This is a genomic window from Pseudoroseomonas cervicalis ATCC 49957 (genome assembly GCF_000164635.1).
Classification (GTDB): Bacteria; Pseudomonadota; Alphaproteobacteria; order Acetobacterales; family Acetobacteraceae; genus Pseudoroseomonas; species Pseudoroseomonas cervicalis.
Map to the genome: position 1 here is coordinate 1,479,000 of NZ_GG770777.1, position 10,850 is coordinate 1,489,849.

11 protein-coding genes are annotated in these 10,850 nt (G+C 71.5%); all 11 read right to left on the bottom strand.

Going from position 1 to position 10,850, the window contains the following annotated elements; translation table 11 throughout:
* Positions 1-201: 201 nt before the first annotated feature.
* Positions 202-1,833 (bottom strand): GMC family oxidoreductase, encoded by a 1,632-nt coding sequence (locus HMPREF0731_RS06415; RefSeq protein ID WP_007003238.1) that lies wholly within the window; start codon positions 1,831-1,833, stop codon positions 202-204.
* Positions 1,830-2,783 (bottom strand): acetamidase/formamidase family protein, encoded by a 954-nt coding sequence (locus HMPREF0731_RS06420; RefSeq protein WP_007003239.1) that lies wholly within the window; start codon positions 2,781-2,783, stop codon positions 1,830-1,832. The genes HMPREF0731_RS06415 and HMPREF0731_RS06420 overlap by 4 nt, the downstream gene beginning before the upstream one ends.
* A complete protein-coding gene (locus tag HMPREF0731_RS06425; protein ID WP_007003240.1) occupies positions 2,780-4,195 on the bottom strand; it encodes an amidase in 1,416 nt (471 codons plus the stop codon). The genes HMPREF0731_RS06420 and HMPREF0731_RS06425 overlap by 4 nt, the downstream gene beginning before the upstream one ends.
* Positions 4,192-4,494, bottom strand: a complete 303-nt coding sequence (locus tag HMPREF0731_RS06430) for a putative quinol monooxygenase (protein ID WP_007003241.1) — start codon at positions 4,492-4,494, stop codon at positions 4,192-4,194. The genes HMPREF0731_RS06425 and HMPREF0731_RS06430 overlap by 4 nt, the downstream gene beginning before the upstream one ends.
* Before the next feature lie 2 nt (positions 4,495-4,496).
* A complete protein-coding gene (locus tag HMPREF0731_RS06435; RefSeq protein WP_007003242.1) occupies positions 4,497-6,011 on the bottom strand; it encodes an amidase in 1,515 nt (504 codons plus the stop codon).
* A 39-nt stretch (positions 6,012-6,050) separates the two neighbouring features.
* Complete coding sequence (locus HMPREF0731_RS06440) at positions 6,051-6,758, bottom strand: ABC transporter ATP-binding protein (protein WP_007003243.1); 708 nt, start codon at positions 6,756-6,758, stop codon at positions 6,051-6,053.
* Positions 6,755-7,483, bottom strand: a complete 729-nt coding sequence (locus tag HMPREF0731_RS06445) for an ATP-binding cassette domain-containing protein (RefSeq protein ID WP_007003244.1) — start codon at positions 7,481-7,483, stop codon at positions 6,755-6,757. Before HMPREF0731_RS06445 ends, HMPREF0731_RS06440 begins: the two co-directional genes overlap by 4 nt.
* Positions 7,480-8,520 carry an ABC transporter permease subunit gene (locus HMPREF0731_RS06450; protein ID WP_007003245.1) on the bottom strand — a complete coding sequence of 347 codons (1,041 nt, stop codon included), beginning with the start codon at positions 8,518-8,520 and terminating at the stop codon, positions 7,480-7,482. Before HMPREF0731_RS06450 ends, HMPREF0731_RS06445 begins: the two co-directional genes overlap by 4 nt.
* Entirely contained in the window at positions 8,517-9,383 is an 867-nt protein-coding gene (locus HMPREF0731_RS06455) for an ABC transporter permease subunit (protein WP_007003246.1), read from the bottom strand. The genes HMPREF0731_RS06450 and HMPREF0731_RS06455 overlap by 4 nt, the downstream gene beginning before the upstream one ends.
* 4 nt (positions 9,384-9,387) lie before the next feature.
* On the bottom strand, positions 9,388-10,638 hold the full coding sequence (locus HMPREF0731_RS06460) for an urea ABC transporter substrate-binding protein (RefSeq protein WP_245538254.1): 1,251 nt from the start codon (positions 10,636-10,638) through the stop codon (positions 9,388-9,390).
* A partial coding sequence (locus HMPREF0731_RS06465) for an ANTAR domain-containing protein (RefSeq protein WP_007003248.1) occupies positions 10,638-10,850 on the bottom strand: 213 nt, incomplete at its 5' end. The genes HMPREF0731_RS06460 and HMPREF0731_RS06465, both read right to left, overlap by 1 nt.

The following is a 10,850-nucleotide window of genomic DNA, read 5'->3' on the forward strand; positions in this document are numbered from 1 at the left end:
CGGCAGGGCGGTGATGCCCGGCCCGCCCTCGCGCCGCGCCAGCACCTGGCCGGCCGCCCCCATCAGCGAGGCGCGCAGGCTGGTGGTGCCCCAGTCGAGCGCGATCAGCACGGGATCGGCAGGCGGCATCGGCGTCTCCAGCGGGCGGCGCGGGCGCCGGCGGCGCCCCGCATCCTGCCTAGACTGGCGGGGCGGAGCCCGTCAAACCGCGCCGGCCGGCAGCGGCGCCCCCACCCCCGCCCCCGCGATCATCGCCGCCGCGCGCTCCGCCACCATGATGGTGGGCGCGTTGGTGTTGCCGGAGACCATCACCGGGAACACCGAGGCATCGGCGACATACAGCCCCTCCAGCCCGCGCAGCCGCATCGTGTCGGGCTCCACCACCGCCAGCGCGTCGCGCCCCATGCGGCAGGTGCCGGCCGGGTGGTAGAGGGTGGTGCAATGGCCGCGGATGAACGCCCGCAATTCGGCGGCGTCGCGGCAATCGGCGCCCGGCCCGGCCTCGCGCGTCAGCAGGCCGGAGAGTGGCGCTTGGGCGGCGATGCGGCGGTTCAGCGCGATGCCCTCGGCCAATGTGGCCAGATCCTCGCCGGACGGGTCGCTGCTGAAATAGCGCGGGTCGATCGCCGGGGCCTCCAGCGGGTCGGCCGAGCGCAGGCGGATCTCGCCCCGGCTGTTCGGCCGCTGCAGCGTGGCGTGCAGCGTCATGCCGGGCCGGGTGGCGAGGTGCCGCCCGTAATCCTGGTGCGCGCTGGCGGCGCCGTAGAGCTGGATGTCGGGCGCCACCAGCCCGGGCCGGGTGCGGGCGAAGCCGCCCGCCGCCACCCAGGGGGAGCTGCGCGGCCCGTCGCGCGTCGCCTGCCATCGCGCCAGGCTGGCCTCAAGCTCCGCCTCGGTCATCGCGCCGATGCCGCGCCGTTCCTCCATGTGGAAGCAGACGGGGATGTTGATGTGGTCCTGCAGATTCTGCCCGACGCCGGGCAGGTCGTGGCGTGGGGTGACGCCGGCTGCGCGCAGCGCATCGGCCGGGCCGATGCCGGAGAGCATCAGCAGATGCGGCGAGCCGATGGCGCCGGCGGCCAGCACCACCGCTTGGTCCGCCATCGCCCGGCAGGGCCGGCCCTCGCGCAGATACTCGACGCCGCGCACGCGGTGGCCCTCCAGCAGCAGCCGGGTGACGGTGACGCCCGCCTCCAGCGCCAGGTTCGGCCGCGCCAGGGCGGGGCGCAGATAGGCCGCCGCCGTGCCGTGCCGCTCGCCCTGGCGCACAGTGAGCTGGAAGAACCCCACCCCCTCCTGCTCCGGCCCGTTGAAATCGTCATTCGCCGGCAGGCCCGCCGCCCGGGCGGCGGCCAGCCACGCCTCCTCCAGCGGGTCGCGGTAGGGGGCCTCGCCGACAGGCAGCGGGCCGCCCTGGCCGTGATGGGGGCCGGCGGGGTGGCGGGCATTGTCCTCGCTGGCCAGGAAGGCGGGCAGCACCTGCGCCCAGCCCCATTCCGGGCAGCCTTGCGCCGCCCAGCCGTCGTAATCCGAGGCGACGCCGCGGATGTAGATCATGGCGTTGAGCGAGCCGGAGCCGCCCAGCATCTTCCCGCGCGGCCAGAAGATGCGGCGGCCACGGCAGCCCGCCTGCGGCTCGGTGTGGTAGCCCCAATCGACCCGCGTGTTGAACATGGTCGGCCAGTCGGAGGGGATGCGGGAGGCCAGGGGCGGCTCCCGCCCCGCCTCCAGCAGCAGCACGCGGCAGGCGGGATCGGCGCTCAGCCGGTGGGCCAGCACGCAACCGGCCGAGCCGGCGCCGATGATGATGCGGTCATACAGCGCGGCGCTCATCCGGCGGCGCCCGGCGGCGGCAGCACCCGCTTGGGCAGCACCATGTGGCAGCCCTTCACCCCGTCGACGATCTGCGTCACCCGCAGATCGCCCGCCACCGAGCAGAGCATGTAGGCGTGGTTGCGGCTGAGGCCGCTGCGCGCCACCACCTGCTCCACCATCTGCCGCACCGCGGCGGCGGCGGCATCGTCCAGATCCTCGTCCAGCCCGATGGCGATGAGGTTCTCCGCATCCTCGGCGAAGGGGCCGCGCAGGGCGAAATCCCGCCGGATGGTCAGGCGGAAGCTGCCGGTCAGCGCGGTCTCGACGGCGGTGATGCAGACCTCGCCATCGCCCTGCGCGCCATGCCCGTCGCCGGCGCAGAAGCCGGCGCCCTCGACGAAGACCGGCAGGTACAGGGTGGTGCCGGGCTTCAGCGCCTTGTTGTCCATGTTGCCGCCGAAGGCGCGCGGCGGCGGCGAGGGCTGCCGCCCCCATTCCGGCGGCGGGGTGGTGGCGAGGATGCCGAAGAAGGGCTCGGCCTTCACCCGGCTTCCCCAGGGCATCACCCATTCCCCCGCCGCGCGGTCGAGGCGCGGATGCACCGTCTCGTAGTCGGTGAACTCCGCCGGCAGGGCGCCGAGCAGCGGCAGGATCGAGATGAAGCCCCAATCGGTCGGGAAGTCATGCGACAGGATGTCGACCTGCAGCACATCGCCCGGCATGGCGCCGCGCACCCGCACCGGGCCGGTGATGAAATGCGCGCCGAGGCGCGGCAGCCCCTCCAGCGCCGCGCGGTGCTCCGGCAGCAGCGGGATGTCGGCGGGCATCGCCTCCATGCCGCCCGCCGGCCAGGAGGAGAGGGTGACGGTGTCGCCGCTCTCCACCTCCAGCACCGGCGTCTGCCCGGCCTCGAAATAGCCCCAGACCATGTTCTCCGGCGTGGCGGGGATGGTGTGGTGGCGGCTCATGCCGGCACCGCCTCGGCCAAGGCGGGGTGGCGGCGGTGCCAGGCGGTGGCGGATTGGTAGGCATGGCCGGCACGGGCCAGCAGCGCCTCCGACCAGTGCGGGCCGATCAGCTGGAAGCCCACCGGCATGCCGCCCTGCGCGGTGACGCCGCCCGGCAGGGTCAGCGCCGGATGGCCGGTCATGTCGAAGGGGCAGGTGTATTGCAGCAGCCCCTTCATCAGCGCCGCATCCGCGCCGAGATCGCCCATGCGCGCCAGCGTCGGCGCGGCGAAGGCCTGCACCGGCACCAGCAGCAGGTCGATGCCGGCGAACAGCGCGTTGACGCGGGCGGTGAAGGCGCGGCGCCGCATGGCGATGGCGTGCAGATCGAAGGCGGTGACGCCATGCCCCTGCCCGATCAGCGCCGAGAGGATCGGGCCATATTCGGCCTGCCGCGACGGCCAGGTGGCGGCATGCGCCGCCGCCACCTCGACGGCGCAGAGCGGGAACCAGTCGCGGATCACCTGCGACGGATCGGGGAAGCGGATTTCTGTCAGTTGGGCGCCAAGGGCGGCCAGGGTGTTCGCCGCGGCCTCGACCACCGCGCGCGTGTCGGCGTCGCAGCCCTCGGCGTTCCAGGCCGGGTCGAGGCCGATGCGCAGCCCGGCGATGCCCTCGCCGATGCCCGCCAGATAGTCGGGCACGGGCACCGAGGCGGCGGTCGGGTCCCGCGCATCCTCGCCGGCGATGGCGCCGAGCATGGCGGCGGCGTCCGCCACGCTGCGCGTCATCGGGCCGACATGGTCGAGGCTGGGGGCGAGGTCGAACACCCCGTGCCGGCTGACCCGGCCCCATGTGCCCTTGAAGCCGGTCAGCCCGTTGGCGGCGCAGGGGAAGCGGATGGAGCCGCCGGTGTCCGAACCCAGCGAGCCATGGCACAGCCCCGCCGCCGTCGCCGCGCCGGAGCCGGAGGAGGAGGCGCCGGTCCAGTGCGCCGCCCCCCAGGGGTTCAGCGGCGCCGGGATCTCCGGGTGGTGGGCGGAATAGGCGCCCTCGGTCATCTGCAGCTTGCCGAGGATGATGGCCCCCGCCGCGCGCAGCCGCGCCACCACGGTCGCATCCTCGGCCGGGCGGAAGTCGCGGTGGATGGTGGTGCCGGCGGCGGTCGGCACCCCCGCCATCCAGCAGAGGTCCTTCACCGCGACCGGCGCGCCATGCAGGGGCCCGCGCCACTCGCCGCGGGCGATCTCCGCCTCGGCCTGGCGGGCGGCGGCCATGGCCTGCTCCTCCAGCACCAGCGCGTAAGAGTGCAGCGTCGCATCGAGCGCGCCGATGCGGTCGAGCTGCGCGCGCGTCGCCTCCACCGGCGAGATCTCGCGCGCGCGGATCCTCGCGGTGAGGTCGAGCAGTTCCATCTCGTGCAGCGCGGTCATGGCTGGACGGCCTCCCTTTCCTCGCATTGCAGCAGGGTGACGGGGCCTTCGAGCAGCGGCCCGGCCAATTCGAAGAAGCGCGCCACGGCGGGCGAGCCATTGTGCGCCTCCATCGCGGCGCGGTCGGCGAAGCGCTCGTAGGTGGTGAACAGCGCCGGGTCGTCGAGATCGCGGGAGACGAAGAAGCCGCGCGTGCCCGGCTCCGCCGCGCGCACATGCGCCGCCACCTCGCGCAGCGCGGCGAGCAGCGCCTCCCCCTCCCCCTCCCGGGCGCGCAGGATGGCGGTGATGCTGATCACCGCTAGAAGCTCCGCCAGTCGCCATCCGCCTCGAAGGCGGCGGCGGCGGCGTAGATGGCGCTCTCGCCCCAGCGCGGGCCGATCAGCATGGCGCCCACCGGCAGGCCATCGACCAGGCCGCAGGGCAGGCTCATCGCCGGGTGGCCGGTGACATCGGTGGGGCAGGTGTTGGGCAGCATCTCGAAGGCGCGCTGCGCGATAAGCGCCAGCGGCGCGTCGGCCGGCGGCAGCGGCGTCGCCACCATCGGCAGGGTCGGCATCAGCAGCAGGTCGTAGCGCGCCAGCGCGGCGTCGTAATCGGCGGTCAGCCGGCGGGCGATGTTCTGCGCCTTGGCGTAGTAGCGCCCGCGATAATAGCGGGAGAAATACTCGCCGATGAACATGGAGAGCTTCAGCGTGTCGGAGAGGTCGTTGGCGCGCTCCCGCCAGGGCGCGTGCGCGTCCAGCAGCCCGACGGTGTAGAGCCCCTTCCAGTTGAAGCCCATGCCGTTGCCGCGCATCATCTGCGCCTGCAGCCCCTCATTGCCGATCGGCGCCCAGATGTCCTTGCCGATGCGGTGCATCGGCACGCTGACCTCCTCGACCACGGCGCCGAGTTTTTCGAAGCGCGCGGCGGCGTCGCGCAGCTTGGCGTCCACCTCGGGTTGCGAGGCGGGCCAGCCGAAGCCCTCCTTCACCAGCCCGATGCGCATGCCCTGCACGCCCTTGCCCAGCGCCTCGGTATAGGGCGCGGCGGGCACGCCGGATTGCCGCGGGTCGAGCCCGTCGGGGCCGGCCAGCACCTCCAGCATCAGCGCGTTGTCGGCGACATTCGCGGTCATCGGCCCGGTGTGGTCGATGGTCGCCTCGATCGGCATGATGCCGGTGTAGGGCACCAGCCCCCAGCTCGGCTTCATGCCGTAGATGCCGCAGAAGGAGGCTGGGATGCGGATCGAGCCGCCCTGGTCGCCGCCGATCGCCAGCTCCACCTCCCCCGCCGCGACCAGCGCCGCCGAGCCGGAGGAGGAGCCGCCCGCCGAATAGCCATGCCTATGCGGATTGTGCACCGGCCCCAGCGCCGAGGTGTGGCTGCCGCCCGACAGACAGAAACTCTCGCAATGCGCCTTGCCGAGAATGGTGGCGCCGGCATCGAGCAGGCGGGTGACGATGGTGGCATCCAGATCCGGCACATAGCCCTGCAGCGTGGCGGCGCCGTTCATCATCGGCACGCCGGCCAGGCAGACATTGTCCTTCAGCGCCACCCGCTTGCCGGCGAGTTTTCCTTCTGGTGCGCCCTTCACCTCGGTGCGGACATACCAGGCGTTCAGCGGGTTTTCGGCCGCCGGTGGCTGGTATCCCGGCGTGCATGGATAGGTCACCGCCGGCTTCTCGTCGGGCAGCGCATCCACGACATTGTAGGCGGCGACGGCGCCCTCCATCAGCGCCTGGAACTCCGCCAGCCGCTCCGGCTCCAGGTCGAAGCCCAGATCGAGGGCGATATCCTCCAGCTGCGCGAGACTTGGCTTCGCGACACTCATCTCTCTCTCCGTCCTTGCGTGGGAAGGGTCGTGGCGCCTTCAGGCCGCCATGCCGACGAACTCCGCGATCAGCGCCGGGTCCTGCACCGCCTCCGGCGTGGTCTCCCGCGTGATGGCGCCCTTCTGGATGATCAGGATGCGCTGCGACAGCGCGGCGATGAAATCGAGCTTCTGCTCGACCAGCAGGATGGTGATGTCGCGGCTCCGCCGCAGGGCGAGCAGCGTCTCGACGATCTCCTCGTTGATCGAGGGCTGGATGCCCTCGGTCGGCTCGTCCAGCAGCACCAGGCGGGGGTCGCCGCAGAGGCAGCGCGCCAGCGCCAGCAATTGCTGCTCGCCGCCCGAGAGCGCGCCGCCCATGCGGTCCAGCAGCCGCACCAGGCGCGGGAACAGCGCCAGCACGCCGTCGATCACCTGCTCCTCCGGCTGGTCGGAGAGCAGGCAGCCCATGCGCAGATTCTCCCGCACCGTCAGCGTGCCGAAGATCTGCCGCCCCTGCGGCACATAGCCGAGGCCGAGCCGCGCGCGGGCGGTGGGCGTGAGGCGGGTGATGTCGCGCCCGTCCAGCGTGACGCCGCCGGCGGTGGCGGGCAGGTAGCCCATCAGCGCCTTCAGCAGCGTCGTCTTGCCCATGCCGTTATGGCCGAGGATGCCGACGAATTCCCCCTGTCCCACCGAGAAGCTGGCCCCGGCGAGGATCGGGATGCGCCCATAGCCGGCGCGGAGGCCCTGCACCTGCAACATCATGCCGCCTGCTTTCCGAGATAGACATCGCGCACCGCCTGGTTCGCCAGCACGGCCTCCACCTCGTCCTCCACCAGGATGGCGCCCTGGCAGAAGACGGTGACCTTGCGGGCGATCATGCGGATGAACTGCATGTCGTGTTCGACGACGATCAGCGCCTGGCTGCGGTTGATCTCGCGGATCAGCTCGGCCGTGCGCAGCACCTCCTCATGCGTCATGCCGGCGGCCGGCTCGTCCAGCAGCACCAGCTCCGGCTCCTGCGCCAGCACGGTCGCGATCTCCACCCATTGCCGCTGGCCATGGGCGAGCTGCCCCACCATGCGGTGCGCGATGCCGGTCAGCCGCGCGCGCTCCAGCGTCTCCGCCACGATGCGCCGCGCCTGCTGCGCCGATTTGCCGCGCGCGGCGGCGATGGCGATGTTCTCGGCCACGGTGAGGCCGTTGAACACGTTCGGCACCTGCGTCTTGATGCCGATGCCGAGCCGGGCGATGGCATGCGGCGCCGCGCCGGTGATGTCGCGGCCGCGGAACTTCACCGTGCCGCTGCTCGGCGTCAGCTGGCCGGTCAGCATCTTGAAGAAGGTGCTCTTGCCCGCGCCATTCGGGCCGATCAGGCAGCGCAGCTCCATCTCGCCCAGGGTGAAGTCCACATTGTCCACGGCGGTGACGCCGCCGAAGCGCATGGTGGCGCCGCGCGCCTGGATCAGCGGGGTGAGGCCGCCGCTCATGGCTTGGCCTCCGCGCCCAGCGGCGCCGGCACCGGATCGGAGGGGCGGGCGCGGCGGACCAGGCGCATCAGCGCGTCGCGCAGCACCGGCACCACGCCCTGCGGCACCAGCAGCACGAACACCGCCAGGATGACGCCCAGCACCAGATTGGCGTTGAGCGCCTGCTGCGCGCCGAGCGCGGTGATCAGGTACTGGATGGCGAAGGCGCCGAGGATCGGCCCCAGCAGCGTGCCGAGCCCGCCCACCAGCACATAGATCAGCACCTGCGCCGAGGTGGCCAGCGAGAACACGGTCGGGCTGATGAAGCCGCCCCAGTTGGTGAACAGGCAGCCTGCCGCGCCGGCGATGCCGCCGCCAATGGCGAAGACCAGCAGCTTGTAGAGCCGCGTGTCGTAGCCGAGCAGCTGGGCGCGGGTCTCGTTCTCGCGGATGGCGACGACGACACGGCCGAAGCGGCTGGCCAGGATGCCGCGCAGCAGCACATAGACCAGCAGCAGGCAGCCCATGCTGACATACCAGAGCTGTTCCGGCTCCAGCGGCATGTCCGGGTGGCCGGGGATGGTCAGCGGCGGCACCGCCGGCATGCCGTTGAAGCCGCCGAGCGGCGCGTTGCCGATGGTGTAGGCATCGCCCGCCGTGGAGTTGATGACGCTGAACAGGATGATGGTGACGGTCAGCGTGATGACACCGACATAGGCGTCGCTGATCCGGCCATAGAACATGAAGTAGCCGAGCGCCGCGGCGAACAGCGCCGGCAGCGCGATGGCGCCGGCCACCGCCCAGCCCGTCTCCGGGATGTTCATGGCCATCACCGCGTAGGTGTAGCCGCCGAGCCCGAAGAAGGCGGACTGGCCGAAGGACATGATGCCGCCATAGCCCCAGATGAAGCCCTGGCTCAGCGCCAGCACCGCCATGGCGACGAAGACCGTGACCTGCAGCAGCGCGAACAGGTCGAACAGCATCGGCGCGCCGATCAGCAGGGCCAGCCCCATGCCCAGCATGGCCAGGAAGCTGAGCAGGCCGGAATGCGCGGTCATACGCTCCTCCTCAGGAAACGGCCGGTGATGCCGTTGGGCAGCAGGCGGATCATCACGATGGCCACCAGCAGCAGCGCCACCTGGCCGAAGACCGGCGTGGTCTGGAAGCTGGCCAGCTCGCTGACGCTGCCGAACAGGCCGGAGGCGAGGCCGGTGCCGGTGATGATGGCCGGGCCGCCGCCCAGCACGGTGATGAAGGCCTTGGCGATGAAGGCCGCGCCCATGCCGGGCGAGACGCCCGAGATCGGCGCCAGCACGCCGCCCGCCAGCCCGGCCAGCGCCGCGCCGATGGCGAAGGTCGCCATGTAGATGCGCGGCGGCGAGACACCGAGCGCCGCCGCCATGTCCGGGTTCTGCATGGTGGCGCGCAGGATCAGCCCGAAGCGCAGCCGCCGCAGCGCCAGCCACAGCAGCGCGCACACCGCGACCGCCAGCAGGATGACGAAGACACCATAGAGGCTGGTCTGGTACGGCCCGATGGTGAAGCCGCCGAGCGGGTTGGAGACGCCGCGCACCGTGTTGCCGAAGATCGTCGTCACCAGGCCGATCATCGCCAGGCTCAGCCCCCATGTGGCCAGCATGGTGTCGATCATGCGGCCATAGAGGAAGCGGATCAGCCCGCGCTCCACCACCAGCCCGACCAGGCCGCAGACCAGCGGCGCGGCCACCAGCATGGCCAGCCAGATGTTCAGCCCCGCATCGGCGCAGACCACGGTGGTGTAGGCCCCCAGCATGACGAACTCGCCATGCGCCAGGTTGATGACCTTCATCATCCCGTAGATGACGCCAAGCCCGAGGCTCAGCAGCAGCAGCAGCGCGATGCTGTTGAGGATGTTGAAGGTGAGGAGACCGGTCAGCGCCATGGCGTCAGTTCGACACGTCGATGACGAATTGCCGGCTCATGCGCGGATTGGCGACCAGGTCGCACACCGCCGCCGTGTCGGCCGGCGGCTGGTCGGGGTAGGATTGCAGCACCTTCCAGCTGCGGTCGCGCGCCTCGGCCAGATAGGCGTTGCGCACGGCGTGGTGCGTCTGCCGGTCCATCGTCACCTTGCCGGAGGGGCCGTCATAGGCGATGCCGGTCTCCAGCGCCTCGGTCACCTTGACGCGGTCGAGCGAGCCCGCCTTGCGCACCGCCTCGGCCCAGAGCATGAAGCCCTCATAGTTCGCCGCCGCCAGCTCGCTGGTGTAGGGCATGTTGGCGCCGTGCTTGGCGCGCAGCTTGTCCACGAAGCCGCTGCTCGCCGGCGTGTCGATCTCCTGGTAGTAGCCATAGCTGGTGACGATGCCATTGCTCTCCGCCGGGTCGAGGCTCGCCACCTCATTGACCAGGCCGAAGGTGGTGGAGGCGATCGGGATGCGCGACTTCATGCCCGACGCCGCCCATTGCCGGTAGAAGGCGGTGTGGTTGGCGCCCACCAGCGCCGACAGCACCATCGACGGCGCGGCGCGCTGGATCTTGCTGATGGTCGCCGAGAATTCCGTGACATCGAGCGGGAAGAACTCGATCGCCTCGACCGAGCCGCCGCCATCGCGGACATACTTGTTCATCCACTTGGCGGTGATCTGGCCGTAATTGTAGTCGGCGGCGAGGATGTAGGCCTTCTTGCCCCAGCTCTCCATCGCATAGGGCACCAGCTTGTTCACCGTCTGCGCGGGCGTGGTGCCGGTGACGAAGGTGTCGCGGTCGCAGACGCCGCCCTCATACAGCACGTTGTAGAAATACAGCATGCGGTAGCGGTTGAAGACCGGCCGGATCGCCTCGCGCGAGGCCGAGGTGATGCCGCCATGCACCACCGCCACCTTGTCGCGCAACGCCAGCTGCTGCGCGTATTGCGAATAGAGCTGGATGGTGGACTGCGTGTCGTAGTTCACCAGCTCCACCGGCCGGCCGAGCAGGCCGCCCGCCGCGTTCACCTCCTCCACCGCCAGGCGGATGGTGTTGAACATCGCCTGGCCCGAGGCGCCGATCGGCCCCGACAGGTCGAGCAGGCTGCCGACCTTGACCGGCTCGGCGCCCAGCGCGTGGCGCGCCACCAGCGGCGCGGCGAGCGTGCCGCCCGCCAGCGCCAGGCCGCCCTGCAACACGGCGCGGCGCGAGACAAACCTGTTCTGCATCATGCGATCCTCTGCGTCGTGGGGGATGGGCGCGGGGCGCCGGCGGCGGGGTCCTGCCCGGCCAGCCAGGCCTCGCTGTAATCCTCGATGCTCATGCGCGCGCGCATCGCGGCGCGGCGCAGCAGGTCATAGGCGGCGTCGTCATCCAGCCCGTGCAGCCGCATCACGCGCAGCGTGGCGCGGATCAGCGCGGGGCGGCCGCGGCGGCGGCG